Source organism: Erythrobacter sp. SCSIO 43205, from assembly GCF_019904235.1.
GTDB lineage: Bacteria > Pseudomonadota > Alphaproteobacteria > Sphingomonadales > Sphingomonadaceae > Erythrobacter.
In genome coordinates this window covers 3,119,049-3,142,155 of sequence record NZ_CP063202.1, presented here as the reverse complement: position 1 = coordinate 3,142,155, position 23,107 = coordinate 3,119,049, and the positions used below count along the sequence as shown (strand labels likewise).

Here is a 23,107-nt window from a genome sequence, read left to right as displayed (position 1 = left end):
GCTACACCTCCAGCCTGTCACGCCGACGCATGGGCCGCGCGAAGAGTTCGGCGAGGTCACCTGCCTGATCGAACCCGTGGATGGGGGAGAAAACGAGCTCAATCGCCCATTTGGTGGTGAAGCCTTCTGCCTCGAGCGGATTGGCAAGACCAAGGCCGCAGACGGTGAGGTCGGGCTTGTCAGACCGCACGCGGTCAAGCTGGCTGTCGACGTGCTGGCCTTCGCTGATCCGAGTGGCTTCTGGGAGAAGCGCAAGGTCGCCAGCGCAGTGGGTACGGTGGAGATAGGGCGTGCCCACCTCGACCGGCTCCATGCCAAGCTCGGTGTGAAGGAACCGTGCTAGCGGCACTTCCAACTGTGAGTCTGGCAGGAAGCTGATGCGCTTGCCTTCGAGCGCTGCGCGGCTGTGCTCAATCGCGCGGGCGGCGCGTTCACGGCCCGGCGCAATCACGCCTTCAACGTGGCGCTGGTCCACGCCAAACTCGCGTCCGATAGCGCGCAGCCAGTCGCTGGTGCCTTCCACGCCGAAGGGGAAGAGCGCCTCGATGCGGCTCGCCCCGCGATCTTCCAAAGCCATCGCCGTGTCTGAGAGAAAGGGCTGAGCGAGGATGTAGCGCGTGTTCGCGCCCACAGGCGGTAGGTCGCGGGCGTTGCGAGCGGGCAGAACGCCCACGTTTTCAACTCCAAGCTGAGAGAAAAGGCGCAGAAACTGATCTTCGACAATGTCGGGAAGCGCGCCCACCATGAGAAGCTGCTTGGGAGCGCTTTCATCGGCGGTCGGCATTTCAGGGACGAGCGCTGCGAGGCAGGCGTCTTCGCCTTGCGTAAAAGTCGTCTCGATCCCGCTGCCCGAATAATTGAGGATGCGAACGCGCGGCATATATTGCGCGCCCAAACGCTCGGCGGCTTTTGCCAAGTCGAGCTTGATCACTTCCGAAGGGCACGAGCCCACAAGGAACAGCGTCTTGATGTCAGGGCGGCGGTCGAGCAGGCGCTGAACCACGCGGTCAAGCTCATCTTGCGCATCGACCATTCCCGCAAGGTCGCGTTCTTCCATGATGGCGGTGGCAAAGCGCGGCTCTGCAAAGATCATCACGCCCGCGGCCGATTGCAGCAGGTGCGCGCAGGTGCGTGAACCGACCACCAGGAAGAAGGCGTCCTGCATCTTGCGGTGGAGCCAGACGATACCAGTGAGCCCGCAGAACACTTCGCGCTGCCCGCGTTCGCGCAGGACCGGGCGGGAGACTGTGTCGGCCTTGGGGGCATCGCAGCCTGAGAGAGTCGTAGCGACATTCATGCTGGCACCGCCCCTGAACCTGGCTGAGCCGCAGCCCCTTGCAGGCGCGCCATGCGCAGTTTCCAAAGGAATTGCCCTGCGTTGATCACATAAGCCGCGTAGGCGGCCAAAGCGACGCCAAGCCGCTGCTCAACCGTGCCAAGCCCCGCAAAAAGCATCACGAGATAGGCCGTGTGCAGCGCCAGTACTGCAATCGAGAACACATCTTCCCAGAAGAAGGCGGGCACAAACAGCCATTTGCCAAACACGACCTTCTCCCAGATCGAGCCGGTCACCATGATCGTGTAAAGAACAAAGGTTTTGACGACGATCGAGACATCGGCGGCAAATGCACCTTCGCCGGTCATCAAAGTCCGAACGACAAGGCCAAGGCTGACGAGAAATACGATAAACTGAAGAGGGGCGAGCACACCTTGAACGATGGTCCAGACCGATTCGTCACGCCGCTGCCGCTCCTCTGGTGAGTAAAGCGACCCCCTTTTTCCTCGATCTTTTCGCCCTTGCTGCTCCTGCAGGAGGGGCGATCCGGTCCGGGAGGTGTGTGCTGCGTGTTCCATCCTCTAATTTTTCGCCCTTTTCTCTGAGTTGGATTTCTACTCCTCTCCTGATCGAGTGTCAAATTGTTTGGACGTAAATAAAAGTGGACATCAGGCTTATTGCGGTGACCTCTTACGGTGACCTCATGTTCGCCGAGCAATTGCATCTGCACGCGATATCGGCTAAATGAGAGACGCTGGTGGCTTAGGAGTCGAAGCACTTTCGACCTCGCCAGTTCCGACGCGCTTTCAATCCGAGCCAGCTTCGACACGCTTGCGCGCCAGTCCCGGAGATCAACAGCCGGGAGCCCGGAGGGCACTGGCATGGCGTTTTTCACTTCGCCTGATCCCAAGTCGCAGCGATCCCGATCAACTAAAGACCGGGGCACCAAGCGCTCTGCCTTAAAAGACGCGTTAGGCGGCTCCTATCGCTGGGGTTCGGCTGGAAAGTCACCGCAGCGCGGACAAAAGGCCATGGCGCTTGTGCAGGACGCTTTTAATTCGGTTGTTGATGGCGCGGACGCTTCAGCGCTTTTTCGTGTTCAGACTGCCAAACCCGGGGATGTGGGGGAAGATGGTTCCGCTGCGAGCCCGCGCTCGATTTCCTTGAAACAAGTGCGCCAATTTGCGCAGCTCCTGGTGCAGCTTGATCGCGCGCAGCTGATGAAAAGGGTGCAGGTTTTCCTCGATGAGGGCATTGAAATCGATGCGATTTACGATGAATTGCTCGCCCCTGCCGCTCGCTGTTTGGGTGAGGGGTGGGAGCAGGATTCGTGCGATTTCGTTGATGTGACAATGGGCTTGTGGCGTTTGCGCGAGGTGATGCACGATTTTTCTTCGCTTTCCCCAGATTTGATTGCGCCAACTGCAACTGTTGTAAAAAGTGCAATATTTTTCCCCATGCCAGGGGACCAGCATTTCATGGGGCCTCAGATACTTGAGAACGTATTTTCTCGTGCAGGATGGGACACTTGCTTGTTCTCTGAACCGGCTCGCGGAGAGATTCTCAGCATTTTGAGCAAGGAATCCTTCGACCTGATAGGATTGACCCTCTCCAAAGATTGCCCTAGCGCCGCGGCAAGCAATTTTATTGCCGCAATGCGCCTTGCATCGCGCAATCCGGAAGTATCAATTTTAGTCGGTGGTCGAATGATCAACCAGAATCCAGCAATTGTTGCCGAAGTGGGAGCCGATGGGACCGGCGCCGACGCTCGGGCCGCCCTTGAAGTGGCAGAAGCGTTGGTGAAGTCCGCGAAGGTGCGTGCGCAGACGCTAGTATAGGCAGGCTCCTCAATGCTGACCCGCAAGCATTCGATCGAGGGAAAAAACCCCTTCGGCAAAGCCGCAGAACTGTTTGATACGCTTGATGCGGATACAGCGACCAAGCTTGCGATGGTCGCAGGCGATATTACGCTTGTGCTCGATGAAAGCGGCACGATCGTTGACACGGCCTTCGATCCGCAGGAATTCCCCGGCTTCGATGGCTGGGAAGGCCTGAACTGGATCGACACGGTCACGGTTGAAAGCCGCCCCAAAGTCATGGAAATGCTCGCTGCGGCCCGCCGCGGAGAGGTGCAGCACTGGCGTCAGGTGAACCATTCGACGCGCGAAGGGGATGTGCCCATTCGCTATGCTATCCTCTCGATTGACGCAGGAAAACACGCCATCGCCTTTGGCCGCGATATGCGCGAGGCCGGGCGGATGCAGCAGAGGCTTTTGCAAGTCCAGCAATCGCTTGAGCGTGATTATCTGAGAATGCGTCAGTTGGATGCGCGCTATCGCACCTTGTTCGAGCATTCCGGCGAAGCGATGGTGATCGTTGAAGCGGCTTCGCTCAAAATACGTGAGGCCAATGCGATGGCTCATTCGCTTCTCGGAGCGAGAAGCGGTAGTTTGGCGGGCAAAAAGCTGCCCACATTCGTGGCAAAACCTTCGCGCGAAGTGCTTCAGTCACTTGCTGGCGCAGCGCTTGCATCCAATAGCGCCTCGCCTGTGGAGTTGACGGTTAGCAAGGGATCGCGCACGGTTCTTGCTCATGCGAACGGATTTATTCAGGAGCGCACTAAATTGCTCCTCATCCGACTGGAAACAATCGAGGAAGCGGCGGCAGCGCCGGTCGGCCCGCTTCTTGAACTGGTCGATCAAATGCCCGATGCCTTCGTCATTGCCGATGCCAATCTCGAAGTGGTCAGCGCTAATGCCGCTTTCATTGAGATGGTCCAGGCGCCCAGCATTGATCCCATCCACGGTCAACGCTTGTCAAATTGGATTGGTCGTCCCGGGATTGATCTTGAATTGATCGAGGGGCAAATCGATCAGCACGGCTGCGCGCGCAATGTCAGCACGATTTTGCGCCTCAATGACGATCTTGAAGGCGAGCAGATTGAACTTTCTGCTGTGCGCGTGGGTGAAGATGATGGGCATTATGCCTTTGTTATTCGTCAGATTGGTCGGCGTCTGCGCGATCTGCCTCCCGGACCTTCAGAAATGCCTCGCTCGGTTGAACAACTCACCGAACTTGTTGGGCGGATGTCGCTGAAAGAGATTGTGCGTGAGAGCACCGATCTGATCGAGCGTTTGTGCATCGAAGCGGCGCTCGAATACACGTCTGATAACCGCGCATCAGCCGCCGAGATCCTCGGCCTTTCGCGCCAAAGCCTTTATTCCAAGCTCCACCGTCACGGACTTGGCAATCTGGCTGGTGACGACACCGAATAATTGCGTTTCGCAAGTCAAGGCCCGGGCAAGGCTCAGGCAATTCTCTTAAAAGCGAGCTTTTAAGGGCCATTCGCCGCGCTCTGATTGGCGAGAATTTCTTAAACCTGCCCTGAAAAACACGCCGCTTTTTTAAACCAACCGGCACACATTGTGCGAGAAAACGTGAATAGCGTGCATTAAGTGTCAAAAAGATTTGACGATAGGGACTGTCAAGCATAGCCTGTCCACTTATGGAGAGGTCCGCCATCTCGACTCGCACACCGCCGCTGCCGCAAGATCGGTTGGAGGACACACGGGGTGAAGAAGCGGCGCAATCCGCATCTCTTTCCCAAAAACGCTCACCGCGCCCCGGCGATGTGGTGGAGCTTCTTAAACCCATCACCTGGTTTCCGCCAATGTGGGCCTTCATGTGCGGGGCGGTTTCGTCTGGTGCAGGGCTTGATGGCAGGCTATGGTTCGTCGCAGGCGGCGTCTTGCTCGCAGGGCCTTTGGTCTGCGGCACCAGCCAGGCGGTGAACGATTGGTTCGACCGCCATGTCGATGCCATCAACGAACCCGACAGACCCATCCCCTCTGGCCGTATTCCGGGGCGCATGGGGCTCTGGATAGCATTGATCGCGACCGCTTTGTCGGCGTTAGTGGGGTGGTTGCTGGGCCCGCTGGTGTTTGCAGCCTCGCTCGTGGGGTTGGCGCTCGCATGGGGCTATAGCGCGCCGCCGTTCCGCTTCAAAACGAGCGGGTGGACAGGTCCAGCGGTGGTCGGCCTCACCTATGAAGGGCTCAGCTGGTTTACCGGCGCAGCGGTCATGCTCGGCGCGATGCCGAGGGCGGAGGTACTGATCACCCTCGTACTCTATAGCCTTGGCGCGCACGGAATTATGACCCTCAATGATTTCAAGGCGGTCGAGGGCGACCGGGCAACAGGCCTTAAATCGCTTCCCGTGACGCTCGGCGTTGGCAGGGCTGCACGATTGGCTTGCGCGGTGATGGCACTTGCGCAGATCGTGGTGATCGCAGCTTTGGCGGCTTGGGGTGAGAGCATCGCGGCTCTGGTCGTGGCAGCGGTCTTGATCGCACAATTTGCCGCCATGCCGCGCTTGCTCAGCAATCCCAAAAAGCAAGCGCCGTGGTACAATGGTGTGGGCGTGACGCTCTATGTGCTTGGTATGCTCGCGGCGGCGCTGGGACTTGGTGGGTATATCTGATGCACGCATCCACCTCTCCTCTTCTGGAAAGAACGCGCGGCCTCACGTGGTTCGCGATCATCCGTATCGGCCTCGTGCAAGCGAGCATCGGCGCGATGGTGATGCTGACAACGACCGTGCTCAATCGGTTGATGGTGGTCGAATATGCGCTTGCCGCAGCGCTTCCCGCAGGGCTTGTTGGTTGGCATTACGCCGTGCAATTGTGCCGCCCGCTGTGGGGCCACGGCTCCGATAAGGGCGCAGGGCGCACCATCTGGATTATGGGGGGGCTGGCCGTGCTGGCGCTCGGCGCGTGCCTTGCGGTGCAGACCACGCTGATAACCGCTGAGCAATGGTGGCTTGGCCTAACGTTGGGCATTTTTGCCTACACGCTCATCGGCATTGGCGTTGGCGCTAGTGGCACATCGGCGTTGGCTCTGCTTGCATCGGGCGTTGCGCCTGAGCGCCGCGCAGCAGCAGCCGCTGTCACATGGATCATGATGATCGCAGGGATCGTGGTGTCAGCCATCACGGTGAGCCAGCTGATCGACCCCTTCTCGCCTGAGCGACTGTGGTGGGTCGCCTCTGGCCTTCTCATCGCCTGCCTGACCGTCGCAGCGCTCGCAACCTTCCGCCTAGAGCCGCGCGAGCCCTTCGATTTTGCGGAGACGTCCAAGGACACCAGCCCTCCAAGCTTCCGCGAAGCCTTGAGCGAGATATTCGCCGAGAAAGCCGCGCGCCGCTTCACCCTCTTCATCTTCGCCTCAATGATGGCGTTCAATATGCAGGATTTGATCCTCGAACCCTTCGCAGGGCTCGTCTTTGGCATGACACCGGGCGAGAGCACCGGGCTTGGCGGGATGCAATCGGGCGGGGTTCTGGCGGGCATGATAGTCGCAGGGATCGGGGGGAGCGCGTTCAAGGGCCGGATGCCGGTCGAGCTTCGCCATTGGATTGTCTTTGGGTGTCTGGGCTCCGCCGCAGCGCTCGCCTGCCTAGCGCTCGGAGCCAAGGTCGGTGCGGGCTGGCCGATCCATGCCAATGTCTTTGCGCTGGGGTTTTGCAATGGCTTGTTCGCGGTTGCCGCCATTGGCGCGATGATGGGTTTGGCAGGCTCGGGCGAGCGCACCCGCGAAGGTGTGCGGATGGGTGTCTGGGGCGCTGCCCAAGCCATCGCCTTTGGTCTTGGCGGCCTCGTCGGCTCGCTCGGTGTCGACATTGGGCGCAGGGCCTTGGACGATGGCTCTGCCTTCCAACTGGTCTTCGCCGCAGAAGGCGCTTTGTTCGTAGTCGCTGCGTGGCTGGCTGTGCGCGCGACGCAAAGGGGCCTCGCCCCGCCCAACCAATCATCAAATGTCCGGAAAAGTGGGCAGGGAGCATTCGCATGACTGAGACGATTTACGACGCGGTTGTGGTGGGCGGTGGCCCGGCGGGCTCGACCGCTGCCACTGAATTGGCGCTTGAAGGTCACTCGGTCCTGTTGATGGAGCGCGGCGGGCGCATCAAACCGTGCGGCGGGGCGGTGCCTCCGCGTATGCTCGAAGACTTTGACATTCCGCACAGCTTGCTGGTTGCGCGCGCACGGTGTGCCCGCATGATCGCACCCTCTGGTCGCGCGGTCGATATGCCTGTGGGCGAAACCGGCTATGTCGGCATGGTTGACCGCGAGCACTTTGACGAATGGCTGCGCGAGCGTGCGGCAGAGTGCGGGGCAGAGCGCCTCACCGCAACCTTCGAGAAGATCGAGCGCGACGATGAAGCGCACCCTCTGGTCACCTTCCGCCGCGAGCGCGGTGGTCCCATCGAGAGCGTGCGCGCACGTATGGTGATCGGCGCTGATGGCGCGCGTTCGGCTGTCGCAAAGCAAGCCCTGCCTAATGCAGAGAGGGTGAAATGCGTTTTCGCCTATCACGAGATCATTGCCTCACCTGAGAACAACCCCAAGAACGGCAATGACAATTTCGATCCTGACCGCTGTGATGTTTTCTATCAGGGCAAATTGTCGCCTGATTTCTACGCCTGGGTGTTCCCGCATGGTAACACCGCCAGCGTTGGTGTGGGGAGCGCGAACAAGGGCTTTTCCTTGCGCGGTGCGGTTTCCGAAATGCGCTCACAGCTTGATCTCACACGCTGCGAGACGATCCGTCGCGAGGGTGCACCCATCCCCTTGAAGCCTTTGAAACGCTGGGACAATGGCGCCGATGTGATCGTTGCGGGCGATGCTGCTGGCATTGTCGCGCCAGCATCGGGCGAAGGCATTTACTACGCCATGGTCGGCGGTCGTTATTCGGCCCAAGCCGCTGCCCAAGCATTGAAGACCGGTGAGGCGAAAGCTCTCAAACTCGCTCGCAAACGCTTCATGAAGGACCACGGGCGTGTTTTCTGGATCTTGGGCATGATGCAATACTTCTGGTATTCATCGGACAAACGCCGCGAGCGTTTTGTCGATATGTGCGATGACAAGGACGTCCAGCAGCTCACCTGGCAGGCCTATATGCACAAGAAGCTGGTGCGCAAAAAGCCGCTCGCCCATGTCAAAATCTTTCTCAAAGACACCGCGCATTTGCTGGGGCTGAGGCCGGAAAATTCTGAAGCGCGCTCTTAAGAAGGCGCGGCACACAACGCATAAGGAGGGATCGCCCATGAATTTGACCACACATATGCCGATGGCGCCACGCAAAACCTGGATTTTACCAGCAATCGTTGCCGCGATTGCCGCAACCGTGGTGGCAGCGCTTGGTGCAACGATCACCGATCTGGGACCGTGGTATCAAGGTCTTGCCAAACCCGGCTGGAACCCGCCTGACGTCGTTTTTCCGGTCGGCTGGACGATCATTTTTGCATTGAACACTGCCGCGATAGTGTCAGCCTGGCGCGCGGCCCCTACACCAAAAGCATCAGACACGATTGTCGGCCTGTTCGCGCTGAACGCGTTCTTGAACATCGGCTGGTCCGTCTTGTTTTTCCGCATGGAACGGCCCGATTGGGCGCTCGTTGAGGTCGCCTTCCTGCTCGCTTCAATTGTGTCGCTTATCGCTTATTGTGGGCGCTATTCCAGAAACGCTGCGCTTTTGTTCGTGCCTTACCTGCTTTGGGTGAGCTTTGCCGCGCTGCTCAATTGGGCGATCGTGGATTTGAACGGACCCTTTGGTTAGCGCGCATTCGGCGCAACACCGATGATCGAGACGTTTTTCGCGTCCTTTTTCGCAAGCGGCCACGCCGCCGACCTTGTGCTGGCAGTGCTGGCGCTTGAAGCTGTATGGCTCAAAACGCGCGGATGGGCGCTTGCCACAATAATCGGCCTTGTGGGTCCGGCGGTCTTTATCGTGCTTGCCTTGAGAGCAGCGCTTGTCGGTGCGGGCTGGGAGTGGGTGGCGGTGCTGCTGGCGCTATCCCTGCCGCTGCATCTTATGGATCTGCGCGCGCGTCTTTGATAAGCGATGCTGCCCCCACACAAAAACGGCCCGCTCAACCCATCGGATGAGCGGGCCGTTTTGTGATTACCTTGCGAAGGATCAGTCGCCGAAGCGCGCTGTTACCTGAATGCCATAAAAGCGTGGCTCTGCCGGGATGAAGGTCGGGATACCGAATGCACCGCCAGTGTTGCCTGCATCAAGCAGGTAGTCCTCGTTAAACGCATTGCGAATGAACCCTGCGATTTCGTACCGCTCATCTGCGAAGCTCAAACCTGCGCGCGCATTGACCAGTGTGACGCCTTCCTGGCTGATCAGGTCGCTGTTAGGCACTTCGAAGAAGATCCGGCTGCGATGCGTCACACTTGGCGTTGCAAAGAAGCGCATACCGTTGTCAAATTCGTAGTCGAGCGTGAAACCCGCCGATGCCTGAAACTCAGGCTGGAGGCGGAAGCGTGCGCCGGAAAAGGCCGGTGAGAATGCGCCGTCTTCGTCAATCCCGCCGTCGATATAGCCAAAGTTACCAAAGAGGCGCAGCCAGTCGGTTGCCTCGATTGAAACTTCACCTTCGACGCCAAGGTTGCTGGCAGAACCTGCGCTTTGCGTAATGAAAGTGCCGACCGGGCCATCGGGATCCTGCACCGAAACCTGAAAGTTTTCGTAGACCTGGTAATAAACGCCCAGCGATGCCGATACTGGCCCGCTCGCTAGCTTGACCCCGCCTTCGTAGTTCCAAACCGTTTCTTCAGACACAATTTGTGGATCGGGGACAACATTGCCCGCGCCATCGACAGTTGCACCAAGGTTGACCACGGGCGAACGGCGGCCTTTTGAGACGGTGGCAAACACGTTCACGTCATCGCTGATCCGATAGAGCGCGTTAAAGCGCGGAAGGGCGGCGGTGAAGCTCGCATCATCGCGATATGTCTGAAGGTTGGTGTCCAGAAAGCCCGGGATGAGCGGTGCACCGCTTAGCACACTGTCAGGCGATACCGAGATGAAGCCGGAGCGGCGGTATTCATCAATGAAACGCACCCCTGCGGTGAGCTCCAGATTGTCGGTTGGAAGCCAGGTGACATCGGCAAAGACCGAATAGGCCTCATTGCGCCCCTGATTTTCAAACCGAGCAGCATAGGGAATGGCGGTTGCCGCTCCACTTGTCGCAAGGCTAGTGACCGCGGTTGCTGGCACGCTGCCGTCGGCTGCAACGCAAGGGATGCCAGGGATCAAAGGCGCGCCGAAAATCGAGGTGAGGCATTGCAAAAACAGGCCTTCTTCGGTGGCGAAAGGCACGTTTTGTGCGCCTTCTTCGATGAAGATGTTCCAGCCTGCGCTTGCCCGAACATTGGTGCCTGAATAGGTGAAGCGGCCTTCGTGGCTGACCTGCCAGCCGTCTGCAATTTCAGCAAATTCGAGGAAGGGCGCCGCCGTGCCATCCGCATCGAACACTTCCGCGCTGTCAAATTCGCGGTAGCCATTGACTGTGGTGAACGTCCAGTCGTCTGCAAACTGATATTCTGCGGTAAGGTTCAGATCATAAACCTCGCGGTTGAGGCCCAGTTGATCATCGCCCAGCGCCGCTGCGCCTTCGGGAAAGCCGCCCAGATTTGCATCTTCAAATGCGTTTGCCGGACCGCCCGGTGCACCTGCAAAGGCAGGGAAAGTGCCGGAGGTGAACGGGGTGCCGCCATTGCGTTGTTGGTCGTATGTGCCGATCAGATCGAGCGTGAAATCGCCTGATGGCGTGTAACGAAGCGATGCACGCACACCCAGTTGATCCTGTGCGTAAAGCTCTTCTTCCTGATTGGCGCTCAAGTTTTCGACATAGCCATCGCGCGTCCGGTACTCGAACGCGACGCGCCCTGCGAGAACGTCAGAGCCAGCGTTGAGGTGGCCGGCGAGCAAAGTCTGCTCAAAATTGCCATAGCCACCGGTGAGCTCACCAGAAAACCCTTCGCGCGGGCGAGCGGAGACAAGGCTGATCGCGCCGACCGCCGATGCTGTTCCGAACAAGGTCGCCTGCGGGCCTTTGATAACTTCGACCCGTTCAAGATCATAAATCGCCTGATAAGACCCGCGCGAGCGCGAGATATCGACGCCGTTGTAGTATAGCGTGACGCGCGGGCCTTGCTGCGAAGAGCCGCTGTCTGAGGTGATCCCGCGAATGACAACGCCGGGGTTGTTGGCGCTCTGTTCCTGAATGAGCAGGCCGGGGACATAATTTGACAATTCGTCAAGGTCAGTAACGCCCAGTTCTTCGATGTTTTCGCCGCCCAGCGCAGAGATGGTGATCGGCACATCCAGCGCGCGCTGTTCGACTTTTTGCGCGGTCACGATGATGGTGTTGCCTGACTGCTCATCATTGTCTTGCGCCATGGCTTGTGCAGGAATGGCCATTGCAGATGCGAGAAGGATTGATCGAAAGAGAGGTTTCGTCACTGTCATTACCCTTGATTTGAATAGAGAGGTCGAGCGGGCGCTAGACCCAAGTCATGACAGCTGCGTGGCTTTCATGTTGCAGATTGGAGAAGGCTGACGATTTTCTGACTTGGACTGTGATCGGGTTAAAGGCTTCGCTCCAACGAAAAAGCCCGGCCTCACATCTCGTGAAGCCGGGCCTTTTAGACCTATGGTTGGGCTCGCCTAAGCCCCGGGGCCTCAGCCCCTAGTTCTTGGGAGCGTAATAGTGCTCTTGTGCCCACAGATACCAGTTGTCGACCACAGTGCCTGACAAGAGAATACCAATCCCGCCTGTCAAAGTGGTGAGAACAGCGAACCACCACGCCCAGCGGTGGATCGATTCCATCGTAGCGTTAAAGCCCATGGTCCAGCGCCAGAACAGGCCAGCGCGTTCCGATGCTGTGCCGCGGTCTGTGATCTGTTCGATCTCACGTTCACCGCCATAGCGGCCAACGGCGAGGATCGTCGCCCCGTGCATCGCGAAAAGGACTGCTGAACCGTAAAGGAACACAATCGAGAGCGCGTGGAACGGGTTGTAGAACAGATTGCCGTGAACGAGGCTGAAGTTATTGGTCCAGTCCAGGTGGCTGAAAATGCCGTAAGGAACGGCCTCTGACCAATCCCACAAAAGGAGCGGACGGATAAAGCCCAGCACCAGGAACAGCCAGATCGCCGAGGCGAAAGCCCACGGAATGTGCATTCCCATGCCTAGCGCCTTGGCCCGGTAATAGGTCCGCGCCCACCAGGACAGCACCGCAATCGTAAGGAAAGCGCCGGTCATGATGAACCAACCGCCCTCATTCAAAGGCACAAACGGGCTAAACCCATATTCCGAGCTTGGCGGATCAAGCGAGAGCCAGAACAGCTCGCGGATGAAGGTTTGCGGATCCCACCCGGCCTGAGCCCAGAAGTTCAAACCAATGATGAGAAAGGCCGCCGTCCCGAAAGCAAGAGAGATCATGCCAAGCCAGCCCAGATAGACCGGACCCAACTGGCTCTGACCGATTTTGCCCATCCAATAGGAATAGCCTGTGGCCGGAATGCGTGCCTCGCTTCCGTCGGTCAAAGGCACACCCATTTCTGGTTCGGCCTTGACCTGGATTTGGGTGAAGATGTTTTGATAGGTAGCCATCAGATCGGTTCTCCTTGCCACATCGGGACCGCGCGCCACCAATCCCACCATTCAACCCAGCTTCCGGTCATCAGTGTGCCTGAAATCACGATACAGATCGCGCTCCAGAACGCTGCGTTCAGCGCGAGGAAGAGCCCCACACGGTGAATGCCAAGCGTACCGACCGAATAGCCGATGAAATCGCGGAAATAGGTGTCTTCATATTCTGGCGAGCGGACCTCATTGCCTTTGCCAGTATTGACCGCTGACAAAACAAGGCCACCGTGCAGAGCGAGCGCGAGACAGTTCGTGAAGAAGAACGTGATCGCGATCATATGAACGGGATTATAGTGGAAGTTCACATAGTTATATCCCGTGTACGACACCCAGTCCAAGTGCGACCAAATGCCATAAGGGAAACCATGCCCCCATGCGCCCATCCACAAGGGGCGGATTACATTGAGGGTAACATAGGCAAAAACCGCCACGGAAAAAGCGATGGGAACATGATAGTTCATGCCCAGTTTCTTGGAGATTTCTGCCTGCCTCATCACCCATGAGCAAAAGGCGACAACCGCGCAGATCGTAATGACCTGCCAGTATCCGCCCTCACTAAGAGGGGCAAAGGCCAGTCCGGCTTCGATAGATGGTGGCTGAATATCGATAAGCCAGGGGTTGAGTGTTGGTCCTTCTGCGGCTGCAGCAAAGATCAGCATTGTGCCCAAAAGCGCGCTGATTGCTGCCGTAACCCCGAAGAATCCGACATAAAACGGCCCGACCCAAAAGTCGAAAAGGTCGCCGCCGATCAATGTGCCACCGCGTGTGCGGTATTTCCGCTCGAAACTAAGGAGCGCCATAGGTCCATCCTTCCCGCTTTATGTACGGGCGTTATCGTTTGCGTATCGGTTCAATCGTTCGTGTGTGGGAGGCAGGCAGGCGAACCTGCCTCCTCACGAATTTTTGCGTCTGGCCAACTTGACGCTGGCCAAACACTCATCAGCTCAGCCAGCCGTATGTTTCGGTGCTAAGCAGGATGAAGTGGATCGTGAACGCGAGAACCGCGAGGCCGACATGAAGTGCGACCAGGGTCCGGCGAACATCAAAGTGATGCCAAATCTTGTACATATTCAATTCCTTATGCCAATTGTCTGGGCCCCAAGACGGATTCCGGGTGGGAAGGCGTCAACAGGGCCGTTCAAACAGTGGTGTTAAAGGCTTAGAGCGGCAGCCAGGGCTTATTGATCCAAAGAAGGATGTGAGCCACGACTGCGATGCCGACATAAAGACCAAAGGTGCCCATGAACGCGCCATGGATCTCCTTTGCTTCTTCGTCGGTCAGATAGGTGCCCACGCTTGGGCGATCACCATCAGCCATTATAGTATCTCCATAAGTTAACATTGGAGCGGAGACGGAATTGTCCCCGACGGTATCCGCGCGTGATCCCCCACGTGGATTGCGGATGCCCGACTACGTCAGGCAAAACTTGTGATCCCTCATAAGTTTTTGTGGTGAGAGAGAGGCGCGTCATACGGCTTCCCCCTCGAGTAATGCCCCTTGAAGGCAATCTGTTGTCACCGTGTCAGCGCCGCGCGCGCGAGCGGATTGCTCGGCTGCATCGCGAAGGCGTTTGGCGGCGGAAATGCGGATGAGGACGGGCTGTTGTTGGACCAGTTCGTCCAGTTTCGCCTTGGCGGCCGCGTCCCATGTGACTTCGTGTGTTGGCGCGCCGTTTGACCCTGCCTTGACCGGCACACCGGCGCCGCGTGCAAGGGTGGCATCACCTTTGTCCATATCGGTGCCAAGCGGCAGGATATGGAACAGCGCATCGAAGAGCGCATTGCACACTTCCTGCACCAGATAGGTTGCGCCTGCATAACCCATGAAGGGCGTACCGGTGTGGCGGCGGATGGCAGCGCCGGGAAAGCTTGCCGGGATGAACTGACCCGCAGGACCGTGGCCTGTGCCACCCGTCTCTGCCATATACATCCGCTCGTTGTAGGAGCCGAACAGGACGAGCGGCGGGGTTTTGTGAATGCTCTCGCGCACTTCGTCGTTCCTGGGTTTGACCCCGGCCTCGCGCGAATAGGCAAAGGCGCATGGGAGGCCCATGTCGTCTTCGAGAAAGTGGCGGATACCGCGCGCGTAGGTTTCGTTTGCAACGATGCCGAAATTGGCGGTCGCAAAAAAGTCCTGCGTGACCGAGCGCCACAAGTCCCACAAGGGCTTGATCGTGGTGTGTTTCTCGCGCTCGATAAAAGGCTCGGGGTCAAGGCCCAGCTCTTCGCCCAACGCGCGCAGGAATTTGGTGGTACTGGAGAGCCCTACAGGCGCCTGAAAATAGGGCCGCTCCAGTGTCTCGCAAAGATTGCGGCCAAACTCGCGGTACATACACACATTCGCGTCCGCCATGCCGAGCTTGCGAATGTCAGCAAGATGGCAACCAAGCGGAAATACGACGCCGATCTCAGCGCCGATACCTTCGATCAAGCGGCGCATTTCCGCGAGGTCCGAGGGCATATTGAACATACCGTATGACGGGCCGATGATGTTGACGACCGGCTTCTCACCCTCTTTGCGCGGGCGTTGTGCCGGCATCTTCTTGGGGCCAAATTCGGTCCACAGCCAAGTGAGTGCGCGGTCGGCGCTCTGCCATTGATCCTCGTCAATCGTGCGCGGCAGGAAGCGCTTGATATTGGTGCCCTCTGGCGTGACACCGCCGCCAATCATCTCAGCGATCGAGCCAGTGACCACCACGGCAGGAAGTTCTGGATCAAGGGTTTCCCAAGCGCGCTTCATCGCGCCTTCGGTGCCGGTTTTGCCAAGCTCTTCTTCGCCCAAACCCGTCACCACGATCGGCAATTCATGCGGGGGAAGGGCGTCGGTGTAGTGGAGGACGGATGTAACCGGCAGGTTCTCACAGCCCACCGGGCCATCAATGATGACTTGCAGGCCCTTGACCGCCGTAAAGACGTAAGTGGCGCCCCAGTACCCTCCGGCGCGATCATGGTCCAGAACGAGCGTCATGTGCCCACCGCCTCTGACGCCTTGCGCGCCGCTTCGTTCAAAGCTGCATATTTCTTGCGGAATTTCGGGCGGTCGACGGGTGTATCTTCCCACACGCCCGTGGCGTGCCCATCGCCCACGCCTTCAAAGAATTCGCGCATCGTGTCGAAGCGCGCTTTATTGCCCATAGCCGCATTGATGACCTGCGCCAGGCTGCCAGCCCCTGCCGGACCCATCAGAGGGCGCGCGGAGATGAGGTTGGTGAAATAGAGCGAAGGCAAAGCCTTGGATTTGGCGTACTGAACCACCGGCGTTGTCCCGACCGCCAAGTCCGGCCCGAACTCTTCGATGGCCGCAATGTCGTCTTCAAGGCTCGCGCGGAAATTGACACGGGTGCCTTTGGCTTCGAGCCATTCGCGGTCGGCATCCGACCATTTTGTCTTGGGACAAGCGCTGCCCACATAGGGCACATCCGCGCCGCTCTCGATCAGCAGGCGCGCGACAAGGAGTTCTGAACCCTCATAGCCGGAGACGGTCACGCGGCCCTTGATCGGGGAGCCCGCCAAAGCGCCTTTGCACGCGCCGATCATGGCGTTCTTCACGCCAGCGACCTTGTCAGCGGGGAGGCCGAGACAATCGCCAAGACTATCGAGCCAAGCGGCGGTGCCGTCTGCGCCCACGGGAGCAGAGCCAATGACCGGGCGGCCAGCGACTTCAAATTCGCGGATGCTCGCGGTGTAGAAGGGGTGGATCGCGGCGGCTACCGAGCAATCGAGTGCTGCATAAAGCTCGCGCCATTCGCGGGTTGGTACGGTTGGACCTGCGGCGAGGCCAAGCGGCTCAAGCATTTGCCCGATCACCACCGGATCGGCGGGGAACATCTCGCCAAGCAGCGCCACCGTTGGCCGGTCGGAGCGTTTCTCAGGCGTTGCAACCGGGCCTTCCATCGCCTCTTTGCGCGCATAGGCGAGCATGGCGCCTGCGAGCACATCCTTCGCCTCTGCGTGAGTGGGGATGCCGAAGCCGGGCACATCGATGCCGATAATACGCACGCCGTTGATCTGGTCGGGCAGCAGCCTTAGCGGCACGCCGCTGGCGGTGGGCACGCACAGGTTCGTCACCACAACCGCGTCGTAATGTTCGGGATCGGCAAGGCACTCGACCGCTTCCTTGATGTCTTCAAACAGCTTGCCAGTGACGAGCGTCTCGGAAGAGAAGGGCACATAGCCCACCGTGCGCCGCGCGCCGTAGAAGTGCGAGGTGAATGTAAGGCCATAAACGCAGCACGCCGAGCCCGAGAGCACGGCCGCTGTTCGTTTCATGCGAAGGCCAACGCGCAAAGACCCGAAAGCGGGGCACATCGACTGCGGTTGATCATGCGGCCCGCGCTCCGGGTCCACGGGATAATCGGCAGCGTATTGGTCGAGTATGTCACTTTTCCCGGCCGCGCGCGCCGCCTCGCGCATTGTTTCCTTGCTCGAACACGCGCCGTCTTGCTGGGCAGGGGCATTCCCCACGTCCAGCGTGTCACGGGTGCGTTGCGCGTTAGAGGAAGGAAGATCAGTCAGGTTCAAACCTCGTCGTAGATCACTTCAAGTGATGGTTTCTCTTCAAATACACCGCCGCGCATATCGGCCTGGGTAGCCGGGATCAGTTCGACATTGCCGCCCGTGTCTTCGGGTGAGAACAAGTCGAGGAGGCCATCCTGGTCGAGTGGGAGAGGTTGGCGCGGCGGGGCCTCGGCAACGTTTGTAGCAAGCTCTTCAAAGAGCCCGCCCCATTCGCCGCCCGGCGTTCCGATGATTTGATAATTGGCGCTTTTGCGGCGTATGTCTTCATTCGCCGGGATTGCGGTCAGTACAGGAATATCGACAGCTTTCGCAAAGGCTTGCGCTTCGCCCGTGCCATCGTCCTTGTTCACGATCATGCCGGCAACACCGACATTGCCGCCCATTTTGCGGAAGTATTCAACCGCATGGCACACGTTGTTCGCAACATAGAGCGATTGCAAATCGTTCGAGCCGACCACGATCACTTTCTGGCACATATCGCGCGCAATCGGCAGGCCGAAGCCGCCGCACACCACGTCGCCTAGGAAGTCGAGAAGGACGTAGTCAAAGCCCCATTCGTGGAAGCCCAGTTTCTCAAGAAGCTCAAAACCGTGGATGATGCCGCGGCCACCACAGCCCCGGCCCACTTCCGGTCCGCCAAGCTCCATTGCGAAAACGCCGTCACGCTGGAAGCACACGTCTTCGATCGTGACCTCTTCGCCTGCCAGCTTCTTCTTCGATGAAGTCTCAATGATGGTGGGGCACGACTTGCCGCCAAACAGCAGCGAGGTCGTGTCGGACTTGGGGTCGCACCCGATCAGCAGCACGCGCTTACCCTGCTGCGCCATCATGTAAGAGAGGTTCGAGAGCGCGAAGCTTTTGCCTGAGCCGCCCTTGCCATATATCGCGATGACCTGCGTTTCCTTGGTCACCTCACCCGTATGCACGGGGTCGGGCTCTTCAGCCGCCTCGTCGCGTAAAGCCTGATCCTGGGCTTCCAACATCGTCATGCGACTTCTCTCCAATCCAAAACCATTTTGAGGCAATCGGGGTCACTGAACGCCTTGGGATAGGCATCGACCGCTTGGCTTGCTGGTGCGTGGTCGGTGACAAGCCCCTCCAGATCGAGCGCGCCTGCCTCGATAAGCGCAATTGTCTGCGCGATATCCTTGGGCGCCCATTCCGCTGCAATCCGCAGGCGAGCCTCTTTCATGAAAGCAGGCGGGAAGGCGAAGCTGAGCCGGTCTTTGTAAAAGCCTGCGAGCGTAATCTCGCCGCCCTTGGCAAGCCGTCCGAGAAGTGCGTCGAGCAGAGCTGCATCGCCGCTCGCATCGTAAATCGAGGCGTAGTCGGTGCGGCTGTCATCCTCAGGCGCGATGACGTCATAGCCAACACCGCCAGCACGGCGCGACGCAGCCGTTTCCCAGACCGTTGGCGCTTTTTCTCCAAGCGCAACCGTAAGGCGGGCAAGCAACCGGCCAAGCACGCCATGCCCGATAATAAGTTCAGGCACCCGGCCTTCGTTGATCGCGTGAAGCGCAGTTGCGGCGAGCGCGCACAAAACGCCGTTTGAACCCAAATGCTCCGGTACGCTCAAAGCGCGCGGTGATGGGAGCATCACGGTTTTTGCCGTGCCGCCGAAAAGCCCGCGCGCATCAGCGTAGCAATTGGCGCCCGGCACGAACACCCATTCGCCAATCCGCCCCTTGGCCGCCTTGCCAGCGTCAACGATCCGGCCAATCGATTCGTAACCCGGCACAAGCGGATAACCCATGCCCGGAAAGTCCGGCATTTGCCCGGTAAACAGGAGCTTTTCAGTGCCCGAGCTGATCCCGCTCCATGCAATATCGACAAGCACATCGCTCGGCGCTGGCTCGCTCAGCTCAAGCGCCTGAAGCGCTATGCGCTCAGGTCCCTTAAGTATCACAGCCAGACTTTGCATTACGTGGACTCGCTTCCCCGGTTTTATGCCGGCCCGGATTAACCCGGTTCATCCCTCCATTCGCGCCATCGCTCTCAGGGTCACACCCTTGGTTCGACTCGGTGAATGTCCCAGGAAGGACTACCTCTCTGTCACCTGCTACGCTTTACACTCACAAGTGTCAACCAAAGCAGACAGTTTGTGATGTGGTGCAAGATTTACGCAAAGGCCAGGAGGATACTGGCGTTAACAGGTTGGGGTGTGGGCACATTTTTGGTCCGAGCAAAGCCCGCCTTGCGCGCCATGACCGCGTATTCGCTAGCGCTGCGTGCTCGGCCAGAGCCCATTGCCCACAGATACATCCCGAAAAACGCCTCTCCCATGCCCTCGGCTCCCGGAACGCGAGTCATCGGTTCTGCGATGAGAAGGTGAGCCCCCGGCTCCAGCCCTTTGCGGATATTGGTGAGGATTTTGAGCGCTGCCTCATCGTCGTGATCATGCAGGATGCGCACGAGCGAGACGACGTCATAGCCGCGCGGCACTCGATCCTCGAAGAAATTGCCCGGATGCGCTGATACGCGCGCTTCCCCGAACCGCTCGGCAAGAATTTTTGCGCCCGTCTCAGTCACTTCGGGAAGGTCAAAAAGACCCAGGTGCAGGCCATCAAACGCTGCGCCCATGCGGGTCAGGAACGCGCCGTGCCCGCCGCCCACATCAAGCAGTCTCGCGTGTTTGGGAAAGCGATAGGAGGCTAGCACCTGATCGGCGACAAAGTGCTGCGAGGCGGCCATAAGCTCGGAATATTCCGCGGTCTGCGCCCCGCGCTCCGCCGCGCCGTGAAGCGCGCCTGCATAGGACCAGAAGCGCGACAATTCGGTTGGCTCTTTGCGGTCTTTACGAAGGAGTTCCATCGGGTCAGCCAGATCGCGGTAAAGGAGGCGGTGGTGGCGCACCATCGCCTGCGCGCCTTGGTCTGCGGCCAGCACCGCGCCCGCTTCACCCAGCATCCAGCCGTCTGCGATGGGTTCTTCGGAAAGGCGTAGCGCGCGGCCTGCCCTTAGCAAAGTGAGGCTGGCATCATGGCTAAGGCCAAGCTCGGCGGCGACGTGTGCGTGGCCCACAGGGCCGGATTGCAGCAAATCAAACAGCCCGCTTTCAACATAGCTGCGCAAAATCTGCGAATAGGTGAAGCCTGCGATGAGGTCGAACGCCTCGCCCGCGCGCGCTCTGGCGATACGGTTCACCAGCGGGAGTTTGGCGCACCAATACTGGAAGCGCGGGTTTGCAAACACCGCATTGCGGCGCGCGACATAGCGCACTTTCCAAGAGGCTTTTGATGACAATTGAGCCAATATTATCCCACAAATTGACACTTTATTTGTCTAAATAGTTGGACACCTGCTACAGTCAGGTCAACTGTAATGTGAGATTTCTCCAGCGATAGGCGCTGGATGGAGGGGTATTTGAAGTCGGTCGTCATCATCGGCGCAGGCATGGGAGGGTTAGCGGCAGCGGCCCGTCTCTCGGCGCGCGGGATTGGCGTCACCCTCGTGGAATCGAGGGACGAAGTGGGAGGAAAGGCTGCCCGCGTCGTGGTGGATGGCGTCGAGATTGATGCAGGCCCCACCGTTTTCACCATGCGCGATGTCTTTGATTCAATTTTCGAAGACGCAGGCGCGCGACTCGAAGACTTTGTGAGCGTCAAAAAGGCTGAGGTGCTCGCCCGCCATGCGTGGTCTGGGGAGGAGCAAGGGGCCGATGCGCTCGATCTTTACGCCGATCCGAAGCGCAGCATCGATGCGATAGGCGACTTTGCCGGACTGGAGGCGGCGCGCGGATATGCCCGGTTTCAGGCGGAAACCGCAAGGATGTATGAGATCCTCAATGAGCCGATGATGCGCGGCGACAATGTGTCGAGCCCGCTGCCGCTTTTATGGCGCATTGGTTTGACGAAATTTGGCGATTTTGCCGCGATGCGCCCGCACAAGTCCATGTGGAAGGCTTTGGGCGAATTCTTCCCCGACCCGCGCCTCCAACAACTCTTTGGCCGCTATTCGACCTATTGCGGCTCCTCACCCTTTGCCGCGCCCGCAACCCTCATGCTGATCGCTCATGTCGAGGCGATGGGTGTGTGGCTGATCGAGGGCGGGATCAATGCGCTTGCGATTGCTTTGCGGCGGTTGGCTGAGGTCAAGGGCGCTGACTTTCGCATGGGGCAGCGCGTCACTGAAATTCTGCTCGATGACGCAGGAGACGCCTGCGGCGTGCGCCTGGACAATGGCGAAGTCATCCGCGCCGATAGCGTCATATGCAACGCCGACCCCAACGCGATTGCGACGGGGTATTTCGGGCAAAGCGCCTCGCGCGCGGTCAAGCCACTGCCCGTGTCCAAGCGCTCGCTTTCAGCATTGGTCTGGTACGCTCATGCAGAAACAGGCGGCTTTGATCTCACCCATCACAACGTCTTTTTCTCCAGTGATTACGCCCGCGAATTCGACGAGATCGCCAGCGGCCGACCCCCGAGCGAACCCACCGCTTATGTATGCGCGCTTGACCGCAGTGCGGACCTGAAAGCCGCCACCGCGCCGCACGGCCGCGCCAGAAATTCAAGAGAACGCCTGCAAATCATCGTCAATGCGCCAGCAAATGGTGACGCCCATGGCGACCGCCTTTCCTACGATCCCAAGGAGAATGACCGATGCACCCATCAGATGCTGAGGACTCTGAAACGATGCGGCCTCACGCTGGAGGACGAGATGCCTCACGCGCTCGCGACGCCGGCCACGTGGGAGCGCCTCTTCCCGGCAACCGGGGGGGCTCTATATGGCAGAGCGTCGCACGGCTCGGCGGCCTCATTCCTGAGACAGGGGCCGCGCACGCGGATCAGGAGGCTATACTGCGCTGGGGGAGCGACGCATCCTTCAGCGGGCGTCCCGATGGCCGCCTTATCCGGGCTGCTTGCGGCGAAAAAGGTCGAACAGGACCACGCTTCGATGCGCACATACCACCGGGCGGCTACACCTGGTGGTATATCGACGCGATCAGCGACGACGGAGCCCACGCCCTCACGATAATCGCCTTTATGGGCAGCGTCTTCTCGCCCTATTACAAGGCATCGGGAAGAGGCACGCCGCTTGACCATTCTTCCATGAATATCGCGCTTTACGGTCCAAAAGCACGCTGGGTCATGCACGAGCGGCCCAAGGAGGACGTGCGGCGAGATGTGCATACGCTCGAAATCGGGGCAAGCGCGATGCGCTGGGATGGCGATCATCTGACGATTGATATTGAGGAACGCGATACGCGGCTTTTCAATCCCGTTCATCGCCGGGTCGCAGGGCGCGTGCGGGTTTATCCCGAAGCGCTCAATGCTGCGAGCTTTGCGCTTGATCCGGCGGAGAACCACATCTGGCACTGCATGGCGCCGCGCGCGCGGATCGAGGTCGAGATGGAGGAGCCGGGCCTGACATGGGGAGGCAGCGGATATTTTGACCACAATCGCGGGTCAGAACCGTTGGAGAGCGGTTTTAACACCTGGCACTGGTCGCGGGCGCATATGAAGGAGGGCGCGGTCGTCTGTTACGAAGGCGAGCGCGGCGATGGCTCGCTTTTTGCCAGCGCCATCCGCTTTGATAAACATTGCGAGGCGTCTCACGTGGAGCTTCCCGCGATTGCGCCTTTGCCTAAAAGCAAATGGCGCGTGGAGAGGCGCACGCGCTCTGAAATCGGGGTGGCTGAGGTTAGGCGCACGTGGGAGGATACGCCCTTTTATGCGCGCTCGGAATTGTCTTCAAAATTGTTTGGAGAGGAGGTCGCGACTGTGCAGGAAAGCCTTGATATGCGGCGGTTTGCCTCGCCAGTGGTGCAGTTCATGCTGCCGTTTCGGATGCCCAGAAAGCCAGCGACGTAAACC

General features: G+C 59.1%; 21 protein-coding genes. 9 read left to right on the top strand and 12 right to left on the bottom strand.

Annotated elements, in window-relative coordinates; all coding sequences use genetic code 11:
- Window position 1: 1 nt before the first annotated feature.
- Together INR77_RS14825 and bchF are read right to left on the bottom strand one after the other, a co-directional pair.
- The gene (locus INR77_RS14825; protein WP_223071775.1) at window positions 2-1,297 is read right to left on the bottom strand and encodes a ferredoxin:protochlorophyllide reductase (ATP-dependent) subunit N; all 1,296 of its coding nucleotides are present in this window, start codon (window positions 1,295-1,297) and stop codon (window positions 2-4) included.
- Window positions 1,294-1,854: a 2-vinyl bacteriochlorophyllide hydratase gene (gene bchF, locus INR77_RS14820; RefSeq protein ID WP_223071774.1), complete on the bottom strand. Its 561-nt coding sequence runs from the start codon at window positions 1,852-1,854 to the stop codon at window positions 1,294-1,296. The genes INR77_RS14825 and bchF overlap by 4 nt, the downstream gene beginning before the upstream one ends.
- Window positions 1,855-2,307: 453 nt before the next feature.
- Between bchF and INR77_RS14815 the strand changes: the two genes are divergently transcribed.
- The 7 genes from INR77_RS14815 to INR77_RS14785 all read left to right on the top strand — a co-directional run bounded on the left by INR77_RS14815 (window position 2,308) and on the right by INR77_RS14785 (window position 9,169).
- Window positions 2,308-3,114 carry a B12-binding domain-containing protein gene (locus INR77_RS14815; protein WP_223071773.1) on the top strand — a complete coding sequence of 269 codons (807 nt, stop codon included), beginning with the start codon at window positions 2,308-2,310 and terminating at the stop codon, window positions 3,112-3,114.
- Window positions 3,115-3,126: 12 nt separating this feature from the next.
- A complete protein-coding gene (ppsR, locus tag INR77_RS14810) occupies window positions 3,127-4,551 on the top strand; it encodes a transcriptional regulator PpsR (RefSeq protein WP_223071772.1) in 1,425 nt (474 codons plus the stop codon).
- Window positions 4,552-4,781: 230 nt separating this feature from the next.
- Window positions 4,782-5,756: a chlorophyll synthase ChlG gene (gene chlG, locus INR77_RS14805; RefSeq protein WP_223071771.1), complete on the top strand. Its 975-nt coding sequence runs from the start codon at window positions 4,782-4,784 to the stop codon at window positions 5,754-5,756.
- Window positions 5,756-7,123: a BCD family MFS transporter gene (locus INR77_RS14800; protein WP_223071770.1), complete on the top strand. Its 1,368-nt coding sequence runs from the start codon at window positions 5,756-5,758 to the stop codon at window positions 7,121-7,123. Before chlG ends, INR77_RS14800 begins: the two co-directional genes overlap by 1 nt.
- On the top strand, window positions 7,120-8,340 hold the full coding sequence (locus INR77_RS14795; protein WP_223071769.1) for a geranylgeranyl diphosphate reductase: 1,221 nt from the start codon (window positions 7,120-7,122) through the stop codon (window positions 8,338-8,340). The genes INR77_RS14800 and INR77_RS14795 overlap by 4 nt, the downstream gene beginning before the upstream one ends.
- 37 nt (window positions 8,341-8,377) lie before the next feature.
- Entirely contained in the window at window positions 8,378-8,890 is a 513-nt protein-coding gene (locus tag INR77_RS14790) for a TspO/MBR family protein (protein WP_255573812.1), read from the top strand.
- Window positions 8,891-8,911: 21 nt separating this feature from the next.
- The gene (locus INR77_RS14785) at window positions 8,912-9,169 is read left to right on the top strand and encodes a hypothetical protein (protein ID WP_223071768.1); all 258 of its coding nucleotides are present in this window, start codon (window positions 8,912-8,914) and stop codon (window positions 9,167-9,169) included.
- 81 nt (window positions 9,170-9,250) lie between these two features.
- Here INR77_RS14785 and INR77_RS14780 read toward each other — a convergent pair whose 3' ends face one another.
- From INR77_RS14780 to INR77_RS14735, 10 genes are all read right to left on the bottom strand, one after another.
- The gene (locus INR77_RS14780) at window positions 9,251-11,593 is read right to left on the bottom strand and encodes a TonB-dependent receptor (protein ID WP_223071767.1); all 2,343 of its coding nucleotides are present in this window, start codon (window positions 11,591-11,593) and stop codon (window positions 9,251-9,253) included.
- Window positions 11,594-11,813: 220 nt separating this feature from the next.
- Window positions 11,814-12,740: a photosynthetic reaction center subunit M gene (gene pufM, locus INR77_RS14775; protein ID WP_223071766.1), complete on the bottom strand. Its 927-nt coding sequence runs from the start codon at window positions 12,738-12,740 to the stop codon at window positions 11,814-11,816.
- On the bottom strand, window positions 12,740-13,576 hold the full coding sequence (pufL, locus tag INR77_RS14770; protein ID WP_223071765.1) for a photosynthetic reaction center subunit L: 837 nt from the start codon (window positions 13,574-13,576) through the stop codon (window positions 12,740-12,742). The genes pufM and pufL overlap by 1 nt, the downstream gene beginning before the upstream one ends.
- Window positions 13,577-13,715: 139 nt before the next feature.
- A complete protein-coding gene (gene pufA / locus INR77_RS14765; protein WP_223071764.1) occupies window positions 13,716-13,844 on the bottom strand; it encodes a light-harvesting antenna LH1, alpha subunit in 129 nt (42 codons plus the stop codon).
- Window positions 13,845-13,935: 91 nt separating this feature from the next.
- Window positions 13,936-14,094: a light-harvesting antenna LH1, beta subunit gene (gene pufB, locus INR77_RS14760; RefSeq protein ID WP_223071763.1), complete on the bottom strand. Its 159-nt coding sequence runs from the start codon at window positions 14,092-14,094 to the stop codon at window positions 13,936-13,938.
- Between the two features lie 150 nt (window positions 14,095-14,244).
- Entirely contained in the window at window positions 14,245-15,744 is a 1,500-nt protein-coding gene (gene bchZ, locus INR77_RS14755) for a chlorophyllide a reductase subunit Z (protein WP_223071762.1), read from the bottom strand.
- Entirely contained in the window at window positions 15,741-17,189 is a 1,449-nt protein-coding gene (bchY, locus tag INR77_RS14750; RefSeq protein ID WP_223073597.1) for a chlorophyllide a reductase subunit Y, read from the bottom strand. Before bchY ends, bchZ begins: the two co-directional genes overlap by 4 nt.
- A 104-nt stretch (window positions 17,190-17,293) precedes the next feature.
- On the bottom strand, window positions 17,294-18,283 hold the full coding sequence (locus tag INR77_RS14745) for a chlorophyllide a reductase iron protein subunit X (RefSeq protein WP_223071761.1): 990 nt from the start codon (window positions 18,281-18,283) through the stop codon (window positions 17,294-17,296).
- A complete protein-coding gene (bchC, locus tag INR77_RS14740) occupies window positions 18,280-19,215 on the bottom strand; it encodes a chlorophyll synthesis pathway protein BchC (RefSeq protein ID WP_223071760.1) in 936 nt (311 codons plus the stop codon). The genes INR77_RS14745 and bchC overlap by 4 nt, the downstream gene beginning before the upstream one ends.
- Before the next feature lie 197 nt (window positions 19,216-19,412).
- The gene (locus INR77_RS14735; protein WP_223071759.1) at window positions 19,413-20,546 is read right to left on the bottom strand and encodes a methyltransferase; all 1,134 of its coding nucleotides are present in this window, start codon (window positions 20,544-20,546) and stop codon (window positions 19,413-19,415) included.
- A gap of 111 nt (window positions 20,547-20,657) precedes the next feature.
- On the opposite strand from INR77_RS14735, the gene crtD reads away from it, so the two are divergent.
- Both crtD and INR77_RS14725 read left to right on the top strand, forming a co-directional pair.
- On the top strand, window positions 20,658-22,268 hold the full coding sequence (crtD, locus tag INR77_RS14730) for a 1-hydroxycarotenoid 3,4-desaturase CrtD (RefSeq protein WP_255573811.1): 1,611 nt from the start codon (window positions 20,658-20,660) through the stop codon (window positions 22,266-22,268).
- A gap of 8 nt (window positions 22,269-22,276) precedes the next feature.
- On the top strand, window positions 22,277-23,104 hold the full coding sequence (locus tag INR77_RS14725) for a hydroxyneurosporene dehydrogenase (protein ID WP_370632233.1): 828 nt from the start codon (window positions 22,277-22,279) through the stop codon (window positions 23,102-23,104).
- Window positions 23,105-23,107 lie beyond the last annotated feature (3 nt).

Excerpts from the sequence above, each read along its gene's own strand:
- INR77_RS14825 (WP_223071775.1), bottom strand. The coding sequence starts at position 1,297 with ATGAATGTCGCTACGACTCTCTCAGGCTGCGATGCCCCCAAGGCCGAC.
- bchF (WP_223071774.1), bottom strand. The coding sequence starts at position 1,854 with ATGGAACACGCAGCACACACCTCCCGGACCGGATCGCCCCTCCTGCAG.
- INR77_RS14815 (WP_223071773.1), top strand. The coding sequence starts at position 2,308 with ATGGCGCTTGTGCAGGACGCTTTTAATTCGGTTGTTGATGGCGCGGAC.
- ppsR (WP_223071772.1), top strand. The coding sequence starts at position 3,127 with ATGCTGACCCGCAAGCATTCGATCGAGGGAAAAAACCCCTTCGGCAAA.
- chlG (WP_223071771.1), top strand. The coding sequence starts at position 4,782 with ATGGAGAGGTCCGCCATCTCGACTCGCACACCGCCGCTGCCGCAAGAT.
- INR77_RS14800 (WP_223071770.1), top strand. The coding sequence starts at position 5,756 with ATGCACGCATCCACCTCTCCTCTTCTGGAAAGAACGCGCGGCCTCACG.
- INR77_RS14795 (WP_223071769.1), top strand. The coding sequence starts at position 7,120 with ATGACTGAGACGATTTACGACGCGGTTGTGGTGGGCGGTGGCCCGGCG.
- INR77_RS14790 (WP_255573812.1), top strand. The coding sequence starts at position 8,378 with ATGAATTTGACCACACATATGCCGATGGCGCCACGCAAAACCTGGATT.
- INR77_RS14785 (WP_223071768.1), top strand. The coding sequence starts at position 8,912 with ATGATCGAGACGTTTTTCGCGTCCTTTTTCGCAAGCGGCCACGCCGCC.
- INR77_RS14780 (WP_223071767.1), bottom strand. The coding sequence starts at position 11,593 with ATGACAGTGACGAAACCTCTCTTTCGATCAATCCTTCTCGCATCTGCA.
- pufM (WP_223071766.1), bottom strand. The coding sequence starts at position 12,740 with ATGGCTACCTATCAAAACATCTTCACCCAAATCCAGGTCAAGGCCGAA.
- pufL (WP_223071765.1), bottom strand. The coding sequence starts at position 13,576 with ATGGCGCTCCTTAGTTTCGAGCGGAAATACCGCACACGCGGTGGCACA.
- pufA (WP_223071764.1), bottom strand. The coding sequence starts at position 13,844 with ATGTACAAGATTTGGCATCACTTTGATGTTCGCCGGACCCTGGTCGCA.
- pufB (WP_223071763.1), bottom strand. The coding sequence starts at position 14,094 with ATGGCTGATGGTGATCGCCCAAGCGTGGGCACCTATCTGACCGACGAA.
- bchZ (WP_223071762.1), bottom strand. The coding sequence starts at position 15,744 with ATGACGCTCGTTCTGGACCATGATCGCGCCGGAGGGTACTGGGGCGCC.
- bchY (WP_223073597.1), bottom strand. The coding sequence starts at position 17,189 with ATGCGCGAGGCGGCGCGCGCGGCCGGGAAAAGTGACATACTCGACCAA.
- INR77_RS14745 (WP_223071761.1), bottom strand. The coding sequence starts at position 18,283 with ATGACGATGTTGGAAGCCCAGGATCAGGCTTTACGCGACGAGGCGGCT.
- bchC (WP_223071760.1), bottom strand. The coding sequence starts at position 19,215 with ATGCAAAGTCTGGCTGTGATACTTAAGGGACCTGAGCGCATAGCGCTT.
- INR77_RS14725 (WP_370632233.1), top strand. The coding sequence starts at position 22,277 with ATGGGCAGCGTCTTCTCGCCCTATTACAAGGCATCGGGAAGAGGCACG.